Annotated in this window: 19 protein-coding genes and 1 riboswitch; of the genes, 2 read left to right on the top strand and 17 right to left on the bottom strand. The window is 41.5% G+C overall.

Annotation, left to right across the window (positions count from 1 at the left end; all coding sequences use genetic code 11):
• Window positions 1-53 precede the first annotated feature (53 nt).
• The 7 genes from racE to F0342_RS12450 form a co-directional block, all read right to left on the bottom strand.
• Window positions 54-854 carry a glutamate racemase gene (racE, locus tag F0342_RS12480; protein WP_149156255.1) on the bottom strand — a complete coding sequence of 267 codons (801 nt, stop codon included), beginning with the start codon at window positions 852-854 and terminating at the stop codon, window positions 54-56.
• Between the two features lie 9 nt (window positions 855-863).
• On the bottom strand, window positions 864-1,319 hold the full coding sequence (locus F0342_RS12475; protein ID WP_149156254.1) for a MarR family winged helix-turn-helix transcriptional regulator: 456 nt from the start codon (window positions 1,317-1,319) through the stop codon (window positions 864-866).
• Between the two features lie 286 nt (window positions 1,320-1,605).
• Window positions 1,606-1,830 carry a helix-turn-helix domain-containing protein gene (locus F0342_RS12470; RefSeq protein ID WP_032087424.1) on the bottom strand — a complete coding sequence of 75 codons (225 nt, stop codon included), beginning with the start codon at window positions 1,828-1,830 and terminating at the stop codon, window positions 1,606-1,608.
• 154 nt (window positions 1,831-1,984) lie between these two features.
• Entirely contained in the window at window positions 1,985-2,446 is a 462-nt protein-coding gene (locus tag F0342_RS12465) for an acyl-CoA thioesterase (RefSeq protein ID WP_149156253.1), read from the bottom strand.
• 147 nt (window positions 2,447-2,593) lie between these two features.
• Window positions 2,594-3,361, bottom strand: a complete 768-nt coding sequence (sdhB, locus tag F0342_RS12460; RefSeq protein WP_149156252.1) for a succinate dehydrogenase iron-sulfur subunit — start codon at window positions 3,359-3,361, stop codon at window positions 2,594-2,596.
• Window positions 3,361-5,124, bottom strand: a complete 1,764-nt coding sequence (gene sdhA, locus F0342_RS12455) for a succinate dehydrogenase flavoprotein subunit (RefSeq protein ID WP_149156251.1) — start codon at window positions 5,122-5,124, stop codon at window positions 3,361-3,363. The genes sdhB and sdhA overlap by 1 nt, the downstream gene beginning before the upstream one ends.
• Before the next feature lie 71 nt (window positions 5,125-5,195).
• Window positions 5,196-5,804: a succinate dehydrogenase cytochrome b558 subunit gene (locus F0342_RS12450; protein WP_148969863.1), complete on the bottom strand. Its 609-nt coding sequence runs from the start codon at window positions 5,802-5,804 to the stop codon at window positions 5,196-5,198.
• Between the two features lie 352 nt (window positions 5,805-6,156).
• Between F0342_RS12450 and F0342_RS12445 the strand changes: the two genes are divergently transcribed.
• The gene (locus F0342_RS12445; protein WP_262481725.1) at window positions 6,157-6,594 is read left to right on the top strand and encodes a YslB family protein; all 438 of its coding nucleotides are present in this window, start codon (window positions 6,157-6,159) and stop codon (window positions 6,592-6,594) included.
• Window positions 6,595-6,690: 96 nt separating this feature from the next.
• Here the strand turns inward: F0342_RS12445 and F0342_RS12440 are convergent, their stop codons facing one another.
• Complete coding sequence (locus F0342_RS12440) at window positions 6,691-7,929, bottom strand: aspartate kinase (RefSeq protein WP_149156413.1); 1,239 nt, start codon at window positions 7,927-7,929, stop codon at window positions 6,691-6,693.
• A gap of 49 nt (window positions 7,930-7,978) precedes the next feature.
• Here F0342_RS12440 and F0342_RS25420 point away from each other — a divergent pair, with 49 nt between their 5' ends.
• Window positions 7,979-8,110, top strand: coding sequence for a hypothetical protein (locus tag F0342_RS25420; protein WP_262481724.1), 132 nt, complete (start codon window positions 7,979-7,981; stop codon window positions 8,108-8,110).
• A gap of 11 nt (window positions 8,111-8,121) precedes the next feature.
• Window positions 8,122-8,300: riboswitch (Lysine riboswitch) on the bottom strand.
• A 310-nt stretch (window positions 8,301-8,610) separates the two neighbouring features.
• Here F0342_RS25420 and uvrC read toward each other — a convergent pair.
• The 9 genes from uvrC to F0342_RS12390 all read right to left on the bottom strand — a co-directional run bounded on the left by uvrC (window position 8,611) and on the right by F0342_RS12390 (window position 19,661).
• Window positions 8,611-10,380, bottom strand: coding sequence for an excinuclease ABC subunit UvrC (gene uvrC, locus F0342_RS12435; protein ID WP_149156250.1), 1,770 nt, complete (start codon window positions 10,378-10,380; stop codon window positions 8,611-8,613).
• Between the two features lie 421 nt (window positions 10,381-10,801).
• Window positions 10,802-11,116, bottom strand: a complete 315-nt coding sequence (trxA, locus tag F0342_RS12430; protein ID WP_148969866.1) for a thioredoxin — start codon at window positions 11,114-11,116, stop codon at window positions 10,802-10,804.
• A gap of 207 nt (window positions 11,117-11,323) precedes the next feature.
• Window positions 11,324-12,304, bottom strand: coding sequence for an electron transfer flavoprotein subunit alpha/FixB family protein (locus F0342_RS12425; protein WP_149156249.1), 981 nt, complete (start codon window positions 12,302-12,304; stop codon window positions 11,324-11,326).
• 42 nt (window positions 12,305-12,346) lie between these two features.
• The gene (locus F0342_RS12420; protein ID WP_149156248.1) at window positions 12,347-13,120 is read right to left on the bottom strand and encodes an electron transfer flavoprotein subunit beta/FixA family protein; all 774 of its coding nucleotides are present in this window, start codon (window positions 13,118-13,120) and stop codon (window positions 12,347-12,349) included.
• Between the two features lie 133 nt (window positions 13,121-13,253).
• Window positions 13,254-14,024, bottom strand: a complete 771-nt coding sequence (locus F0342_RS12415) for an enoyl-CoA hydratase (RefSeq protein ID WP_149156247.1) — start codon at window positions 14,022-14,024, stop codon at window positions 13,254-13,256.
• 21 nt (window positions 14,025-14,045) lie between these two features.
• On the bottom strand, window positions 14,046-14,633 hold the full coding sequence (locus tag F0342_RS12410; protein ID WP_149156246.1) for a fatty acid metabolism transcriptional regulator FadR: 588 nt from the start codon (window positions 14,631-14,633) through the stop codon (window positions 14,046-14,048).
• Between the two features lie 137 nt (window positions 14,634-14,770).
• Window positions 14,771-16,465 (bottom strand): long-chain-fatty-acid--CoA ligase, encoded by a 1,695-nt coding sequence (locus tag F0342_RS12405; RefSeq protein WP_395940684.1) that lies wholly within the window; start codon window positions 16,463-16,465, stop codon window positions 14,771-14,773.
• Between the two features lie 347 nt (window positions 16,466-16,812).
• Entirely contained in the window at window positions 16,813-17,220 is a 408-nt protein-coding gene (locus F0342_RS12395; RefSeq protein WP_148969871.1) for a DUF350 domain-containing protein, read from the bottom strand.
• A gap of 83 nt (window positions 17,221-17,303) precedes the next feature.
• Window positions 17,304-19,661, bottom strand: coding sequence for an endonuclease MutS2 (locus F0342_RS12390; protein ID WP_149156244.1), 2,358 nt, complete (start codon window positions 19,659-19,661; stop codon window positions 17,304-17,306).
• Window positions 19,662-19,670 lie beyond the last annotated feature (9 nt).

Raw genomic sequence — 19,670 nt, 5'->3', positions numbered from 1 at the left:
ACAAAATAGACCGAAACTTTTTGAAAATAAAAGAACCACCCGATCACAAGATACTAATCCTGTAATCGAATGGTTTCTGCTTTCACTTTTCCAACTGTCAGCCAATCGGAGGCAATGCGTGAAAAGATGGCCGAAGATCCTGTGTTGAAAAAGCGGTGTTCAGGCTTTTGTACTCCCCTGTATAGGAGGCTGTAATAATCAAGAATCGTACTTACTTCCCGTGCCGTTTCATCTCCAGAGCTTATCACACTAATTTCAGGACCCATGTAGGCTTTTATCTTAGGCTGTAAAAGCGGGTAGTGGGTGCACCCCAGAATCAACGTATCAATTTCCGTATCTTTAATAGGGCGGAGAGTCTCTTCCACTAGTTCGTCCGCCATGGAGCTATTGTATTCTCCACTCTCTACTAAAGGGACAAATTTCGGACAGGCCAGTGACGTGACGTCTAAGCTACCGTGCAGGGAGTGGAGCGCTTCTACATAGGCACCGCTATTAATCGTCCCCACTGTTCCAAGGACACCGATTCTCTTATTATGAGTATGCTTGATTGCCGCTCTGGCCCCAGGGTGAATGACGCCTATAACCGGGATATCCAAATGGGTTTGAATTTCATCCAGCACAACCGCAGTGGCGGTATTACAAGCGATGATCAGCATTTTCATATCATATTGCATTAGATATTGGGTCATTTCCCATGTGAATATTTTCACTTCTTGAGCTGTTCTGGGTCCGTAAGGACAACGGGCTGTGTCACCAAGATAGTAGATGGTCTCTTTCGGTAACTGACGCATTACTTCTCTGGCAACGGTAAGCCCCCCTACCCCAGAATCAATGATGCCAATTGGTTGAATCACGTTATTCCCTCATTCTGGTTTCATTTCTTGATGAAGTTTTGCTAAATTTCCCTTTAATAATAACACTTCTTGTTCAGAGAAATCCGTCAGGACACTCTGTAAATAATTTTGCCTCTTATTGATGACTTCTTCAATAATTCTTTCGCCCTCTTTTAGCATATGAATCCGGACGACCCTGCGATCATTTTCATCCTTCACGCGTTCCACCAACTGATTTTTTTCCATTCTATCAACGAGATCGGTTGTGGTACTGCAGGCAAGGTACATTTTATTCGAAAGATCACCAATGGTCATATCACCATATTCAAATAACCACTGCAGCGCGATGAACTGCGGCGGAGTGATGGTGTATTGACTTAATATTTCCCTTCCTTTTTGCTTAATGATCGATGATATGTAGCGCAGGTCTTTCTCTATATCTGCAACAACTTGTAATTCTCCAATGATTTCTTTAGAATTCGTCATGATTACTCTCCTTTTAAAATCAGAAACTGGACATGTACTCCTTATTGAAAACGGGAATCGATCACATAAGACCTTCCTGTTTTTAGCTTCTATTATATTATGGGACAAAAGCGACCTTTCTTTCAGCCTAGACTTCCCCTACTAGCATTTTCGCTCTTTTTTTGTAAAAATTCAAGACAAGTTCGCAAATGGTTCAGAACTAAAAGAGACTGACTCTCATTCAAACATTAATAGGTATCCGCGGAAGACCCGTTAATTGTTTGCCATTAGAATCAGTCCCTTACTTTTAAAGCTTGAGTTCCCCCATGCGAAGAAGCTCTACAACAGCTTGAGATCGCCCCTTCACTCCAAGCTTTTGCATGGCGTTGGAAATATGATTTCGAACTGTTTTCTCGCTAATAAATAGATCACTAGCAATTTCTTTAGTTGTTTTGTCTTGAACTAACAGTTCGAATACTTCTTTTTCTCTTTTGGTGAGCAACGGTTTGTGTGTAAAATCATTGTCCTTCAATTATGGTAACCCTCCTTGCCTTCGCCAGCTTTAAACCGCGGGGATGGGTATTGTTGGTCGTCAGAATATCATATGTGAAGGGAGGGTTTAGAGTGACATAGAGGATGAAGTTAAATGAAAAATAGGCAACGGTTTTAATACACACTACTATGAGCTAAGAAACCGCCCTTTTGCAGTCTAGCTTCGCCTTCATTTCTTCCGTCCAAGGGACACCTTTTCCAGTCTGTTTTGATATTTGGACCATGGTTCCTCTACCTGTAAAGCAAACCTCATCTTTTTCATTCAGACCCATATAGTGTAAATCCACTGAAGAATTCCCCACACTATTCGCCTTTACACACACCTTGAGCTGTTCGTCGAAGAATACTTGTTTGACAAAATCACATTGTAAATCTGCAACGACAGGAATCGTATCGTGTTCAGGTTTTACCCAATTTTGCATAAACCCTTTGTGTTTAAAAAATTCGATTCTAGCTTCTTCGAAATAAGTGAATGGAATTGTATTGTTCATATGTCCAAACATATCAGTCTCGGAAAACCGAACCTTTATATGGATTGAAAACGAAAATTCTTTTTGCCATGTTTCTATATCTTCAATATATGTAAAATGTTTCAAATTGGCTCCTCCTTTTGGGGAATGAATATAGGATAAGAAAATGAATCATCATTCATTATTTATTATAGTCTTTTTCTGAAAGATAAGAAACCTTAAAAGACAAAAAAAGCACTCCCCCGGAGGAAAGTGCATTTTTGACTTGTAAGATTAATCAACCATATGGTCGCTTCCGAAGAAGTTTTTAAACATTTGGAAAGTTGTCTCTCTGTTCAGTGCTGCAATCGAAGTCGTTAGAGGAATCCCCTTTGGACATGATTGAACACAGTTTTGAGAGTTCCCACAGTTTGCAAGGCCTCCGTCGCCCATGATCGATTCAAGACGCTCATCCTGGTTCATTGCACCCGTTGGATGCGCATTGAACAAACGGACCTGTGATAATGGAGCAGGACCGATGAAGTCCGATTTACTGTTTACGTTAGGACATGCTTCCAAACAAACACCACATGTCATACATTTAGATAATTCATACGCCCACTGACGTTTTTTCTCCGGCATACGTGGTCCGGGACCAAGATCGTATGTTCCATCAATCGGAATCCATGCTTTTACTTTCTTTAAGCTGTCGAACATGCGACTGCGGTCTACCTGCAGGTCACGAACAACAGGGAAAGTACGCATAGGCTCCAAGCGGATCGGTTGTTCCAATTGATCAACTAAAGCGGTACAAGACTGTCTTGGTTTCCCGTTGATCACCATTGAACAAGCTCCACACACTTCTTCCAAACAGTTCATATCCCAGTTAATCGGAGTAGTTTGTTCCCCTTTTGCATTGACCGGATTACGACGGATTTCCATCAATGCAGAAATAACGTTCATATTCGGACGGTAATCAAGCTCGAACTCTTCTTGGAAAGGGGCTGTTTCCGGGCCATCTTGACGAGTAATGATAAAACGGACTCTTTTGTTTTCACTCATCATTTATTTCCCCCTTTTTTCTTAGAATAGTCACGCTTCCGTGGTGCAATCAGTGAAGTATCTACTTCCTCGTAATGGAATTCAGGTGAATTCGTTGCAGCATTATATTTAGCCATGGTTGTTTTCAGGAATTCTTCATCATTACGTTCAGGGAAATCAGGTTTATAGTGAGCTCCACGGCTCTCGTTACGATTTAAAGCTCCGATTGTAATAACACGGGCCAGTTGTAACATGTTCCACAATTGACGTGTGAATGTTGCCCCTTGATTGCTCCATTTAGCCGTGTCATTGATATTGATGTTTTGGTAACGTTCCATTAATTCCTGGATCTTTTCATCTGTTTGTTTCAGCTTATCGTTATGACGTACAACGGTCACGTTATCCGTCATCCACTCACCAAGTTCTTTATGAATGACATAGGCATTCTCAGTACCATTCATGGACATGATATTGTTCCATTTCTCTTCTTCCTGTTTTACATAGCGGTCGAATAAAGAAGAAGGTACGGATTCAACTGTTTTCTCAAGCCCTGCAATATATTTAATAGCATTAGGACCTGCAACCATACCACCATATATAGCGGATAGTAATGAGTTCGCTCCTAAACGGTTACCTCCATGCTGTGAATAATCACACTCACCAGCAGCGAATAAACCAGGGATATTGGTCATTTGATCATAATCCACCCATAGTCCACCCATTGAATAGTGAACCGCAGGGAAGATTTTCATAGGTACTTTACGCGGGTCATCTCCCATGAACTTCTCATAGATTTCGATGATTCCGCCAAGTTTAATATCAAGCTCTTTTGAATCTTTATGAGATAAATCCAGGTAAACCATGTTTTCACCGTTAATACCAAGCTTTTGGTTTACGCACACATCAAAGATTTCACGTGTTGCGATATCACGGGGTACAAGGTTTCCGTATGCAGGATACTTCTCCTCAAGGAAGTACCACGGCTTTCCATCTTTATATGTCCAGACTCGTCCACCTTCACCACGGGCTGATTCGCTCATGAGGCGAAGCTTATCATCCCCTGGAATGGCAGTCGGGTGAATTTGAATGAACTCACCATTTGCATAGTAAGCACCTTGTTGATATACGATTGATGCGGCTGAACCTGTATTGATAACAGAGTTTGTGGATTTACCGAAGATAATTCCAGGTCCTCCTGTTGCCATGATCACAGCATCAGCTGCGAATGATTTAATTTCCATCGTTTGAAGATTTTGAGCAACGATTCCTCTTGCCACTCCTTCGTCATCCACGACAACGCCAAGGAATTCCCAACCTTCGAACTTATTCACTAGCCCTGCTACTTCATGACGACGAACCTGCTCGTCCAACGCATACAATAATTGTTGACCAGTCGTAGCACCAGCGAAAGCTGTTCTATGATGCTGCGTTCCACCGAAACGACGGAAATCCAGTAATCCTTCCGGTGTACGATTAAACATTACTCCCATACGATCGAGTAAATGAATAATCCCCGGTGCCGCTTCAGTCATTGCTTTAACAGGCGGTTGGTTCGCTAAGAAATCCCCACCATACACTGTATCATCAAAATGTTCCCAAGGAGAGTCTCCTTCTCCCTTGGTATTAACGGCTCCGTTAATACCACCTTGTGCACAAACAGAGTGAGAACGCTTAACGGGTACCAGTGAGAATAAATCTACTTGCGTTCCTTTTTCTGCTGTTTTAATTGTGGCCATCAGGCCGGCTAAACCGCCACCGACAACGATGATTTTGCCATTACTCATCGTGACTCACTCCTTTTCCTACCATACTTCAGAGCATTTATTTAATCTATTAGACTCGTATCTATATCTTCTTATACGAAGGCAAAAATTGCACGCATACCGACAACCGATAACGCTACAAAGATTCCGATCGTAACATATGTAGCAATTAATTGAGAACGAGGTGAAACTGTAATTCCCCAGCTCACGCAGAATGACCATAAACCATTCGCAAAGTGGAAGATCGTTGAAAGAACACCCAGCACATAAAATCCTAGCATAAATGGATTAGATAAGATGTTTTCCATCATTTGAAAGTTCACTTCAGCCCCAAATGCTGCTGCTACTCTTGTTTCCCATACATGCCAAGTAACAAAAATAAATGTGATTACTCCAGACACACGTTGAAGTAAAAACATCCAGTTACGGAAATAGCCAAACTTACTTGCATTGTTCTTAGAAGTGAATGCAATGTAAATTCCGTAGATTGCATGGAAATACAATGGAAGGAAGATGATAAAAATTTCAAGGATATAACGGAAAGGTAGACTTTCCATGAAGTGTGCCGCCTGGTTAAATGATTCTTCCCCGCCAGTGGCAAAATGGTTCACGACTAAATGTTGTGTTAAAAATAATCCAACTGGAATAACACCTAGCAATGAATGAAGCCTGCGATAATTAAATTCTCGATTTCCAGCCATGATTTACCCCCCTTAATGATAAAATATGAATTCGTTTTCTAATACATTTTTAAGAATGACTAGACGACGATACATATTTTATATTGTAACAATAATGTGACATGTTCATTTTACTCCCAAGGAGTGGAAGCGTCAAGAAAACGTATACATAATTTCGACAATACCGCAAAAATATTTTTAATTTATTGATAACAGAAAAGATGAGGTATCGCCCCATTAAATGTTCGAAAATTCAAATAAATATCAAATAAAAATTATATCACCAAAATATCCCAAGGTCATTTTTTCGAGGTATGGGATGATAAATCCCCTTTTCATGTATATAATAGTTTTATAGAAAGAGGGGATTTACTTGGAACAGAAAAAAGAAGAAGTACATCAACCGTCCGTTCCAATCTTCGGATATGAAATGTTACGTGACATATTGATTCCAGAAATTTTAGGAAAGCATACACCCGATATACTATATTGGGGTGGAAAACAGCTCTCTCGGAAATTTCCCCTTCAGTCATTAGAGGAACTGATATCGTTTTTCGCTGAAGCCGGCTGGGGAACTCTTACACTGCTGGAACAAAAAAAGAATGAGATGACCTTTGAAATAAGCGGACCGGTGTTGGAACGACGCATTGCCTTAAAGTCGGATGTAACATTTAAACTGGAAACGGGCTTTCTGGCCGAACAAGTACAGTTACAAAAGAGATGTGTGGCAGAAGCTGCCGACGAACTACATAAACGGAGTCATTCAGTGAAAGTGATTGTAAGATGGGACGAGAAAGATAAAGTAGAATAGTCCTTACCGACATCCTTTTCATACTCTAATAAAGGGTTGCCCTTCAATTGGTGGGGCAACCCTTTTTCTCTTGTCCCGCTCTCTGCTCCTTTAGTATTATAACGTGATTTCTTCCATCTTCACCACGTCCAGATTAAATGCAGTATGTAGGACGCCTGCTGCTTTTTGCATATTTTTCTCGTCTACGACTGCAGATACTTTGATTTCAGACGTGCTGACCATTTTCACCACGATGTCATTTTGAGCTAACACTTCGAACATTTCCGCTGCCACACCTGGATTTGAGATCATACCAGAGCCAACGATCGATACTTTTGCAAGCTCACTTTCATTCTCCACATGGGTGAAGCCTAATTGTTCTTTGTTTCGTTCCAGAACAGCAAGGGTTTCCTCCAGGTCTTGTTCTTTAATAGAGAATGATAAATTGGTCGTATTCTGATCGGTCTGACTTTGAATAATAATATCTACATTCAGATGATTTTTGGCTAAAGTGGTAAACACAGAAGAGAGTCCTGTTAATGCGTTTCCTAGTCCAAATACAGTTACACGCGTAATTTCACCTTCAAATGCTACGCCTCTCACAATCAGATTTTGCTCCATGCTTGCTTCCTCCTCAATATAGGTTCCTTCAACTTTTTCAATACTGGATCTGACTTCTAACGGAATTTGATAATTCTTGGCAAATTCCACTGCTCGTGGATGCAGGACTCCAGCCCCTAAATTAGCCAGTTCCAACATTTCATCATAAGAAATGGACGGTAACTTCCTTGCTCCATTAATATAACGCGGGTCCGTTGTGTACACCCCGTCTACATCTGTATAAATATCACATCGCTCTGCTTTCAGGGCAGCTGCAATCGCAACGGCGGTTGTATCTGATCCACCACGACCGAGAGTTGTAATTTCCCCCGCTTCTGTCATGCCCTGGAATCCCGCTACGATCACAACTCTTCCCGATTGAAGGTGACTCAACATCTTCTCAGTATGAATATTGGTGATCCTCGCATTGCTGTGAACGGATTCCGTCTCTATCCCGGCCTGCCAGCCTGTGAATGAGATGGCATCGTGTCCAGATTGAATCAGTGCCATCGTAAGGAGCGAAATGGTGACTTGCTCTCCTGTAGAAAGAAGCATATCCATTTCTCTCTTACTTGGTTGTGATGTAATTTCCCTTGCCAATCCAACGAGTGTATCCGTCGTTTTCCCCATGGCAGATACCACAACCACAACATCATTCCCTCTTTCTTTTTCTTCTGCGATTCTTGACGCAACATTTTGAATTCTTTCTACAGAACCTACTGAAGTCCCACCGAATTTTTGAACAATAATACTCACAACTTCTCCCTCTTTCTCATTGAGCGCATCGTTACGACTCATTTTTTTGATGGTGAAGAGTACAATCACAATCATCCTAAACGTTCATGGAACAGGTTCATCACCTGCGCTGGATAATAAAAAAAGCAATGAGAATAATATCTCATTGCTTTATGAACATACAGCAGAACATACTAAATAGGTTCATGGGCATTGTGAGATAGCTCTCCAAGATTAAATCATCTTGACAATCCTACATTTCTTAAACGTAGAACCAGCGGAATTAGCATGAGACCAAAACCACTTCGGCGAATCTCCCCTTTCCAGGCATCTCAACAGAGCTCATACTCCTCTTTACCTGTACTTTTGAAGTTCGCACCTCTATCACCACTTTAAAAAGTGATAATGTTATAAATTTTCGTTAATTATAGCATATAAGAATTTGTGATTCAATGCACATCTATAAAATAAAATCATATTATTATTGATTTACGTCGTAGATTTTGTTGCTAATTTGCAGGAGCGAGTAGTGGTTGATTTCCGCTCCTGGTGCTCGCTTTCCGCGGGGCGTGAGTTGAGAACCTTCCGCTACATTCAACTATCATAGTCAACAAGTTACTTCGAAACCATTATAAAAACAACACTCTTTTAAATATAAGCTCAATCAAAAGAAACCACATACTTCCTAGTTTCTACTATTACCTACTTCAATTTTTCAACTAATACCTTAGCAACAGCTTCCGGAATTCCTATCTCAATAAACTCCTCCACCGTTGCTTCTTTCATCTTCTTCATGGAGCCAAAGTGTTTTAAAAGCTGCTTCTTCCGCTTCGGTCCTATGCCGTCAATGTCGTCAAGGGTGGACTGGAATGCGCTTTTACCTCTGAGCTGTCTGTGAAACGTGATGGCAAATCGGTGGACTTCATCCTGGATCCGTTGAAGCAAGTAGAATTCCTGGCTTCTCTTTTCAAGAGGGACAATTTGTAAAGGATTCCCATACAGCAGTTCCGACGTCTGATGCTTATCGTCTTTCGCAAGGCCGCCAAGTGGGATATCCAACCCCAATTCATTCTCAATGACATCCCTCGCCGCTTCGATCTGCCCTTTTCCCCCATCGATAATAATAAGATCCGGTAAAGGAAGACCATCCTTTAAAACTCTCGTATACCGTCTGCGTACGACCTCTCGCATGGAATCATAATCATCAGGGCCTTTCACGGTTTTAATCTTATACTTACGATACTCTTTCTTCGCCGGCTTCCCGTCAAGGAATACGATCATCGCAGACACAGGGTCCGAACCCTGGATATTCGAGTTATCAAATGCTTCAATCCTGAAAGGAGTATAAATGCCCATATGCTCCCCAAGACGTTCTATCGCCTTAATCGTCCGATCTTCATCTCTTTCAATCAGAGCGAACTTTTCTTCTAGTGCCTGTTTCGCATTCTTTTCGGCAAGCTTGACCAACTCTTTCTTCTTTCCCCGTTTAGGCTTGGTGATTTTCACCTCTATCAGCTTAGCCGCCAATTCTTCATCAATCTCCTCAGGCAAGAAAAGTTCCTTTGGCTTAAAATGATTGGATTTCGAATAAAACTGACCTAAGAACGTCAGAAATTCGTCCTCGGGTTCATTGTAGAGAGGGAAGAGTGACACATCCCTTTCAATGAGCTTTCCTTGACGCACAAAGAATACTTGTACACACATCCAGCCTTTATCAACGGAATATCCGAACACATCCCGATCAGTGAAATCGGTCGTGGTCATCTTTTGCTTTTCCATTGTAGCTTCAATGTGAAGGATTTGATCACGAAATTCCTTCGCTCTCTCAAACTCAAGATTCTCTGCCGCTTCATTCATTTTCACCGTTAATTGATTCTTGATATCTTTGTATCCACCATTCAGGAACCTGGAAATTTCGTCAGTCATTTCTCTATATGTGTCTTTGCCTACTTCTTTAATACAAGGAGCCAGACATTGACCCAAATGATAATACAAGCAGGCCCGGTCAGGAAGGGTAGTGCATTTTCGTAACGGATACAAACGATCCAGAAGTTTTTTTGTTTCATTAGCTGCTCCTGCGTTGGGATATGGACCAAAATACCGGCCTTTCCCCCTTTGGACTTTGCGGGTAGTAATAAGTCTTGGGTGTCTTTCGTTCGTAAGCTTGATAAACGGATAGCTTTTATCGTCCTTTAACATAACATTATATTTAGGGTCATATTTTTTGATCAGGTTCATTTCAAGCACAAGGGCTTCCAGATCAGAAGAGGTCATGATGTATTCGAAGTCCTCAATTTCACCTACCAACCGTTGAGTCTTGGCATCATGAGAACCGGTAAAATAAGAGCGCACACGATTCTTCAATACTTTTGCTTTACCCACATAAATAATCGTACCTTGTCTGTCTTTCATCAAATAACATCCCGGTTGATCCGGTAATAGAGCTAATTTATTCGTAATGGTAGGGTTCATCGTCTCTCTCCCTTCTTGTTTGCCCAGTTATAGACGGTGTTTGTAGAATAAACAGGATCGGATTGTTCCTGTGAATTTTTTTATCACTTTGGTATCCTGAAGAAATTCATTGGGGTAAAAGGCAGTTCTTTTTTATTGTTTGTCACTTTTTTATGTTTTTCCGTTTCTCTTCATATAAATACCAACTCAGTCTGGAATTCCTTCTTAGCCTATTGTAAGGCTTTCAAAGAATGGATTCCAATCAAAAGTTGGTTTAAGGGTTTAACATTTATCTGATTTTTTATTGCCTTAAAGACTTGCGGCTTGGTCAAAGGCAAAAAGTATCAGGGCTGGTTGACCAGGATACAGCTGTCTGATAGATATTTTAATACATTAAAACACCGGAGCTCCCAAATAAGGCCCCGGTGTATATATGAGTATCTTATACGTGTTTGTTTAATAGTTCAGCAAGTGCTTCCTTAGGTTGGAAACCGATTACTTTGTCTACAACTTCGCCGTCTTTAAGGACAACTAAAGTCGGGATACTCATAACCCCGTATTTACCTGCTGTTTCCTGGTTTTCATCAACGTCAACTTTGACGATTTTTACTTTGTCGCCCATTTCTCCATCTAATTCTTCCAGAACTGGAGCGATCATTTTACAAGGTCCACACCAAGGTGCCCAGAAATCCGCTAATACCAGTCCGGAATTTGTTTCAGTTGAGAATGATTGATCAGTTGCATGTGTAATTGCCATTTATATGCGCCTCCTAAAATCTTTGAATGTAACGCTAGTATATCACCGTTTTTTTTGTGATGCTATTAATCTGCTCGTAGGTAATATTCCCTTCAGATAACGGAATATACAGGGAAGAAAAATAAGGAGCAGCCATCCGGCTGCATCCTTATTTTCACTACATACTATGCTCATACCCTTTAGACGCTACTTGAAACGTTAATTGAATTAAGAAGAAGATACTTTAAGCTTTTTAAACTCTTCAGTCAGCATCGGTACCACTTCGAACAGGTCACCCACGATTCCATAATCCGCTACGTTAAAGATGTTCGCTTCAGGATCTTTGTTGATCGCAACGATGACTTTTGAATTCGACATACCCGCTAAATGCTGGATAGCTCCAGAAATACCACATGCAATATATAGGTCAGGCGTTACAACTTTACCGGTTTGACCAATTTGCAGGGAATAGTCACAATAGTCGGCATCACATGCTCCACGTGATGCACCTACAGCTCCACCAAGAACATCCGCCAGTTCTTTAAGAGGATTGAATCCATCTTCACTTTTCACTCCGCGTCCGCCTGCGATGATGACTTTCGCTTCAGACAGGTCCACACCTTCGCTTGCTTTACGTACGACTTCTTTAATGATTGTGCGTAAGTCTTTAATATCAACGGAAAGGGAAGAAACTTCTCCTGTACGTGACTCATCTTTCGCTAACGGCTCGATGTTATTTGGACGGATCGTCGCAAAAATCACACCGCCCGTCACAATTTTCTTTTCAAATGCTTTCCCGGAATAAATCGGTCTTGTGAAAACGAGGTTCCCGCCAGCTTCTTCAAGATCGGTTGCATCAGAAATCAATCCTGTGCTTAGCTTACTGGCCACTTTAGGAGACAAGTCTTTTCCAAGTGCAGTATGTCCGAAGACGATTCCTTCAGGCTTTTCTTGGTCGATAACCGATAGTACGGCTTGTGAATAGCCATCTGACGTATACTGCTCCAGTTTATCATCTTCCACAACCACTACTTTGTCCGCACCATATTGAATCATTTCATTACCTAAAGCGCTTACACTTTTGCCGATTAAAACGGCTACTACTTCTCCGCCTTCAGATACTGTTTTACCTGCCGCAATCGCTTCAAAGGAAACATTTCGTAATGATCCGTCCCTAACTTCTCCAAGTACTAATACTTTTCTCGCCATGTTAAATACCCCCTGAATGTTAGTTATTACTATGAGTTAGCCTTATATAACTTTCGCTTCATTGCGAAGAAGTGAAACAAGCTCTGATACTTGAGCATCCAATTCGCCTTCTAACACTTTACCTGCTTCCTTCTTCGGTGGAAGGTAGATTTCAATTGTTTTTGTTTTCGCTTCTACTTCATCTTCGTCTAAATCAATATCATCCAATTCCACTTCATCTAAAGGCTTTTTCTTCGCTTTCATGATTCCTGGAAGTGATGGATATCGTGGTTCATTCAATCCTTGCTGTGCCGTTACCAGTAAAGGTAGAGATGTTTCAATTACTTCTGAATCCCCTTCTACGTCACGTGTAACCGTTACCGTTCCGCCATCAATTTCTAATTTCGTAATGGTTGTTACATAAGGGATATCAAGCTGTTCAGCCACACGTGGTCCAACTTGTCCAGATCCACCGTCAATGGCAACATTACCTGCCAGAATTAAATCTACTTCCTGTTCTTTTAAATAGTGGGCAAGGATTTTGGCTGTAGTGAATTGATCACCATGATCAAGGTCATCCTCTGTGTTGATCAGGACTGCTTTATCTGCACCCATTGCCAGGGCTGTTCTCAATTGCTTTTCACTTTCTTCTCCGCCAACTGTCACAACCGTCACTTCTCCACCATGTGCATCACGAACTTGAATAGCTTCTTCCACTGCATATTCATCGTAAGGATTTATGATAAATTCAGCTCCATCTTCAGCAATTTGACCGTTTTGGATCGAAATTTTCTCCTCGGTATCAAACGTTCTTTTCAAAAGTACATAGATGTTCATGCGTAAGTCCCTCCTAATAATGTAAACATTCTTTCCCTTAAAAAGATTTTGACAATTTAGCCCCTTTGAATGGGCAGCTTGAACATTCAAGACTGCCCCTCAATAAGAGTTTACTATATTACAAGAATGTATTCTAGCCTTTAAAGTGCGGTTCTCTCTTTTCAACAAAAGCTGAAATACCCTCTTTGGCATCAGCGGATACAAAAATTTCACCGAAAAGATCCGATTCTCGCATTACACCTTCATAGAAACGATCATCTTTAGTATAACTTAACAGCTCAATGGCTGCTTTCATCGCCCCTGGGCTCTTCTTCGCTATCTTATCGGCCATTTCCTTCGCTTTATCGAAGAGCTGATCCTCAGGATATGCTTTATTGGCAAGTCCCCACTGTACAGCTTCTGTTCCGCTGATTGGCTCACTCGTTAATAGCATTTCTGCCGCTTTTGCTCTGCCTACCAATTTCGGCAAGCGCTGAGAGCCTGCAAATCCAGGTACAAGTCCTAACTGAAGCTCCGGTAGACCGAGCTTTGCATTTTCGCTGACCAATCTGATGTGACATCCCATTGCAAGTTCCAAACCTCCGCCTAGAGCTGCGCCATGGATTGCTGCAATGATCGGCTTTGAAAAGTTCTCCATCCGTTCAAAAACGTCCTGGCCTTTTTTCGCCAATTTAGAGAATTCTTCACCCGTTTCAATCGTTGTAAATTCTTTAATGTCAGCTCCAGCAGAGAAGAATCGTCCCTCACCCTTCAGTAAGATCACCCGTACTTCAGCGTTTTCTTCAAGCTCATCCAGAACTGCATCGATTTCTTTAATAAGTCCACTGGCTAAAGCATTAGCAGGAGGTCTTTGGATTAGAACCGTTGCTACCTTTCCCTCTAATGACCATGATAAACTTTCCATCTCTCATCCCCCTAAACTAATTTAGTTCCTGCCGCCACACCCATGAAGTAATAGTTTGTGAATAGCAGGGACTTGAGCTACTAAATCATATTTCTGATCGTTCATCACCCACGTTGTCACCATTTCATCTAAAGTCCCGAAGATCATTTGACGAGCCAGCCGGACATCCAGATCACTTGAAAATTCTCCTGATTCTATTCCGCTAATCAGAATTTTATCGACTAATTGCAGATATCCTTTTAATACATCGTTGATTTTCAAACGAATTTCCTTATTGGATTGCCTGAGCTCCAGTTGTGTCACAATCGCTAGATGGTGATCATCCGACAGAATTTTACAATGATTTTCAATCATCACTAATAATTTCTCTGAAACTGTCTGTTTTCCTGCTATAACTTCCTCAATTTTTTCGACAAAGAGTACCATTTTTTCTTTAAACAACGAAATCAGGATATCTTCTTTATTTTTAAAATAGAGATAAATCGTTCCATCAGCGACTCCAGCCTGCTTCGCAATCTTGGATACTTGTGCCTGATGGTAACCATTTTCAGCTATAACGATAACAGCAGCATCGATAATTTGCTTGTATTTAGGTTTATTTCGTTTCATGAGTTCTTGACCTGCCTTAAGGGAATATGAATGACTGTTCATTCATATTTTTATAATAAAAGGTTTCTCTTTACTTGTCAAGAAGAGATGCCTTGTCCAATTTTACAACAAAAAGAAAAAGCCCAATGGTATTCATTTTAACTTGTTTTCTGTTCCTCTTCTACCTTTTGGCGCTCTTCTTCTACAAGTGCTCTGCGTAGTATTTTTCCAACAGCCGTTTTGGGAAGCTCTTTTCTAAATTCATAAATCCGGGGCACCTTGTAAGCAGCCAGGTATTTACGGGCAAATTCATTGAGTTCTTCCTCTGTCAGGACTTCTCCTTCTTTCAGGACCACATACGCCTTTACGGTTTCTCCTCTATACTCATCAGGAACGCCTGCAGCTACAACCTCTTGAATCGCAGGATGTTCATAAAGAACCTCTTCGATTTCACGAGGGTAAATATTAAAGCCTCCTGCAATGATCATATCCTTTTTGCGATCCACAACATAGAAGTAACCTCTATCATCCATATACCCCAAATCTCCGGTCAATAGCCAGCCATCCCTTAACGTTTGTTCGGTTTCCTCTGGTCGATTCCAGTAACCCTTCATCACTTGAGGACCTTTCACGACGATTTCACCCATTTCATTCGGTGGAAGCGGTTCTCCTGTTTCCAGTGAGAAGATGGCTGCATCCGTACTTGGCCAAGGAACTCCGACGCTTCCCTTTATTCTTTCTTTATCCCAAAGGAAATTGGAATGTGTGACAGGTGAAGATTCTGTCAATCCATAGCCCTCTACCAGTTTCCCGCCCGTAACGTCTTCGAATTGCTGCTGCACTTCAACAGGCAATGGGGCGCTTCCACTAAGGCATGAATCGATGGAGGATAAGTCATAATTCTTCAGTTCCGGATGATTTAGCAGACCGATATAGATGGTCGGTGCACCAGGAAATAGGGTCGGTTTTTGCTTCTGAATGGTTTTCAAGGTTGTTTCCGGGTCAAATTTAGGGAGTAAGATCATTTTATATCCCTGCATGACGGATAATATCATAACGGCTGTCATACCGTACACATGAAAGAATGGTAGAATTCCAAGGACACGCTCTTCTCCTTTTTTACATTTATAAAGCCACGCATCACACATGGAAGCATTGGCGACAAGGTTCTTATGGGTAAGCATAACCCCTTTTGGGAAACCTGTCGTCCCGCCTGTGTACTGAAGAAGAGCCACATCGTTTTCAAAATCAAATTCCTGATTGGTACTCTCTGGTTTGGCTGTTTTCATGATCTCCGTAAATAAATGATTCTGTCCTGAATGGTCCACTTTCACAACAATGCCGTATTGTTTTTTCTGGATGAATGGGTAGATGAGATTCTTAGGAAATGGAAGGTAGTCTTTGATAGCGGTTACAATAACGTGCTCAAGTCCGGTATTCTTCATCACTTTTGACACTCTTGGATATAAAATATCCAATGTCAGGATCACCTTGGCACCTGAGTCCTTCATTTGGTATTCAATTTCCCTCTCCATATATAATGGATTGGTTTGTACGACAATTCCACCTGCGAAGAGAATGCCATAGTACGCGATTACGGATTGAGGAGTATTCGGCAGCATGATCGCAACCCGATCGTCTTTCTTAATTCCAAGCGTCTTAAGGTAATGAGCGAACTTGAGTGCGGATTCATGTAATTCTGTGTAGGTCAATTCCTTGCCCATAAATTGAATGGCAACTTTACTGCTATAAAGGGTAGCTGCCTCAGATAAATAGGACTGCAGTGGCTTTGCGATTAAATCGAGCTCCGTGGGAATCTCTGCTGGATATTCAGCAAACCATGGTTTATTCATTGTAATCCCTCCTTATGAATTTTTAGAAAATTTATTCTATTCACTATTATATTATAAGGGGACTTCAGTTACAATTTGAAATCAATCCACTCGATACTTTTTTCCTATCTCTTAAGCTTGACCTTCCTAATAGATGATATTATTAAAGAAAAAAGACTGCCTATTCAACCATATGACAGTCTGCTCGTACTTTATTATTATTTTAGCATTGTTTCAATATCCAAGCTCTTTATGATAAATCTCCTCAACCATTTACGTAAAGACCAACAAATAAATTATCCCTACGAGTAAAAAACCCCCACATAGCGTGAGCAAAACCTTTGCCAATGTTTCCATATTCCCTCTCCTTACGATATTCCGGCTCCTATTACATAGGATAAACCAACTGAAATGACCAATGAAATGAAGCCCACCGCTCTGTTATCATTAGCGATTTCTTCATCAATTTTAAATTTGGGTGTGAGAAATTCATAAATGAAATAGCCGATCAGTAATAGAAAAAAGCCAAACACACCCCATCCGATTGTCGTCAGGATGGTATCGTTATGGCTGATGGAGTGGCGGAAAATATTCGCTATCCCAAATATTTTCCCTCCCGTTGCCATCGCCACGGCCAAGTTGCCTTTTTTGATTTCTTCCCAATTCTTATACTTTGTGACCAGTTCGAAGATAGCTAAGAACAGAACCAAACATAAAATGACCACGCTGTAATTCCCAGCCGTTTGAACAAATTCATTTTCCCAAAAGTTCTTCATCGTAAAGCTCCCTTTACCGCTTTATTTTAACCACTCAATTATTTTCACAATGAAACTTCGTACATATGAGCAGTCTCCAGATCTTATTTAAATTGAACGACTGTTACACCGGTTCCACCTTCGCCTGCATCCCCGAAACGAATGTTTTTGACCGATCGGTGATTTTTCAAGTATTCCTGCACTCCTTGCCTTAAAGCTCCCGTACCTTTCCCATGAATGATGGAAACGCGGGGATAACCGGCAAGCAGAGCATCGTCGATGTATTTCTCCACTCTGGATAATGCATTTTCGAAACGCTCACCGCGTAGATCCAGCTCAAGGCTGACGTGAAAATCTTTTCCTTTCACTGTGGCGAGTGGTTTAGTCTCTACCTTCTGTTGAGATTGAATGAATTCAAGATCTGATTCCTTCACCTTCATTTTCATGATGCCCATCTGAACTTGCCATTCTTTCGCAGACACTCGTTCGACCAAGTGGCCTTTTTGATCAAAGCTTAAGACTTTGACTTCGTCCCCTGGTTTTAACTCATGCTTAGCCTGATTGACTTTTTTCTTTTGCCCGGACGATTTCAATTTCGGTGTAGCATCTTCCAATTGTTTTTTCGCCTGAATCAGTTCATGTTCCTTGATTTGAGCTGATTTTTCGTGTTGCATTTTTCGTAAATCTTTGATCACTTGTTCAGCTTCTGCCTTCGCTTTTTCAACGACTTCAGTGGCTTTTTGTTGAGCTTTTTCGTAAAGTGTATCCTTTTTCTCATAATACTCCATCATTTGCTTCTGCATATCTTTATGCATTTTCTCGGCTTGTCTTAAGAGTTCATGGGCTTCCTCAAGTTCCCGTTCACCCTGACGCCTGCTGTCTTCGAGGGAGGCAATCATATTCTCCACTTCTTTACTATCCGTTCCGATATGGGACTTCGCTCTCTGAATGACTGAATCTGATAGCCCTAAACGCTTAGAAATCTCAAATGCATTACTTCTTCCCGGGACCCCGAGCAAAAGCTTATAGGTAGGACTTAATGTTTCTACATTAAATTCCACACTTGCATTCACGACCCCTTCACGATTGTACCCATATGCTTTTAATTCAGGATAGTGAGTGGTCGCCACGACTCTTGCACCAGTTCCATGTACTTCATCCAAAATGGAGATGGCCAGCGCTGCACCTTCTTGAGGATCTGTACCGGCGCCCAGTTCATCAAACAACACTAAACTCTCATGATCTACCTTTTTAAGGATATCCACGATATTGACCATATGAGAAGAGAAGGTACTTAAGCTTTGTTCAATCGATTGCTCGTCCCCGATATCAGCGTAAATGGTACGGAAGACGCCAACTTCAGAACCATCTAGAGCCGGGATCGGCAGACCGGCCTGTGCCATTAAACTCGTTAATCCCAATGTTTTCAGGGTAACGGTTTTTCCACCGGTATTTGGCCCCGTGATGACAATGGAAGAAAAGTCAGTCCCCAACTCGATGTCATTCGCCACTGCTTCATCTATCGGCAAAAGAGGATGTCGGGCTTTGTTCAGCCTCACCCGGCGTTCATTATTGATCGTCGGTTTAGATCCTTTAATGGATCGTCCGAACTTCGCTTTTGTGAACATGAAATCAACATCTGACAGGACACTGACAATCAAGAGCAGTTCTTCTCCTGATTCTTGTACACTTTCAGACAGATCCTGAAGAATCTTTTCAATTTCAGCTTGCTCTTTTAATCGGAGCTCACGGAGTTGATTATTCAGTTGAACGATGGCTTCCGGTTCAATAAATAACGTTTGCCCCGATGATGATTGATCATGAATGATCCCGCCATATTGACCCCGATACTCTTGTTTAACGGGAATCACATATCGATCGTTTCGAATGGTAATGATCGCATCGGATAACATTTTTTGAGCATTGGAAGAGCGGATCATTCGTTCAAGTTTCTCCCGGATCCGTCCTTCGTTGGCCCTTAGCTGGGTACGGATCGTACGGAGTGCTTCACTGGCTGTATCCAGGATTTCTCCGTTATCGTCGACGACTTTTCTTATATTCTGCTCTAAATGAGGGAGGGGGACGACCGTCCCCATTTTCTCCTGCAGAAGGGGAATGTCCACCTCTTCCTCCAGTAACTCCTCTACAAAAAGCGTCAGCTTCCTGCTGGCCCGGATCGTACTCGCTACCTGAACAAATTCAGAAGGGGAAAGCATCCCGCCTATTTGAGCACGCTTGACGTGTGGACGAATATCGAAAATCCCGCCTAACGGGGCATGACCCTTCAATCTGAGGATGGTCATGGCTTCATCTGTTTCTTCGTGAAGAGCTGTAATTTCTTCATACTCAACGGATGGCATGAGAGAGGATACCTTTGCATGGCCAAGTGCGGATGCAGCATATTGCTTTAATAATTCTTTGATTTTATCAAACTCTAACGTTTTTAATACTTTAGAATTCACGGAATGTAT

It is taken from the genome of Bacillus sp. CH30_1T (assembly GCF_008364765.1).
Taxonomy (GTDB): Bacteria; Bacillota; Bacilli; order Bacillales; family Bacillaceae_B; genus Rossellomorea.
Note: the sequence above shows the minus strand (reverse complement) of the source record. Positions and strands in the feature narration are given on the sequence as shown.

Bases quoted from the DNA above. Each gene is read 5' to 3' on its own strand.
- F0342_RS25420 (WP_262481724.1), top strand. From the start codon at position 7,979: ATGGTGAAGAGTACAATCACAATCATCCTAAACGTTCATGGAACAGGT.
- F0342_RS12425 (WP_149156249.1), bottom strand. From the start codon at position 12,304: ATGGCGAGAAAAGTATTAGTACTTGGAGAAGTTAGGGACGGATCATTA.
- sdhA (WP_149156251.1), bottom strand. From the start codon at position 5,124: ATGAGTAATGGCAAAATCATCGTTGTCGGTGGCGGTTTAGCCGGCCTG.
- F0342_RS12395 (WP_148969871.1), bottom strand. From the start codon at position 17,220: ATGAAGAACTTTTGGGAAAATGAATTTGTTCAAACGGCTGGGAATTAC.
- F0342_RS12410 (WP_149156246.1), bottom strand. From the start codon at position 14,633: ATGAAACGAAATAAACCTAAATACAAGCAAATTATCGATGCTGCTGTT.
- F0342_RS12475 (WP_149156254.1), bottom strand. From the start codon at position 1,319: ATGACGAATTCTAAAGAAATCATTGGAGAATTACAAGTTGTTGCAGAT.
- uvrC (WP_149156250.1), bottom strand. From the start codon at position 10,380: ATGAACCCTACCATTACGAATAAATTAGCTCTATTACCGGATCAACCG.
- trxA (WP_148969866.1), bottom strand. From the start codon at position 11,116: ATGGCAATTACACATGCAACTGATCAATCATTCTCAACTGAAACAAAT.
- sdhB (WP_149156252.1), bottom strand. From the start codon at position 3,361: ATGAGTGAAAACAAAAGAGTCCGTTTTATCATTACTCGTCAAGATGGC.
- F0342_RS12415 (WP_149156247.1), bottom strand. From the start codon at position 14,024: ATGGAAAGTTTATCATGGTCATTAGAGGGAAAGGTAGCAACGGTTCTA.
- F0342_RS12420 (WP_149156248.1), bottom strand. From the start codon at position 13,120: ATGAACATCTATGTACTTTTGAAAAGAACGTTTGATACCGAGGAGAAA.
- F0342_RS12450 (WP_148969863.1), bottom strand. From the start codon at position 5,804: ATGGCTGGAAATCGAGAATTTAATTATCGCAGGCTTCATTCATTGCTA.
- F0342_RS12405 (WP_395940684.1), bottom strand. From the start codon at position 16,465: ATGAATAAACCATGGTTTGCTGAATATCCAGCAGAGATTCCCACGGAG.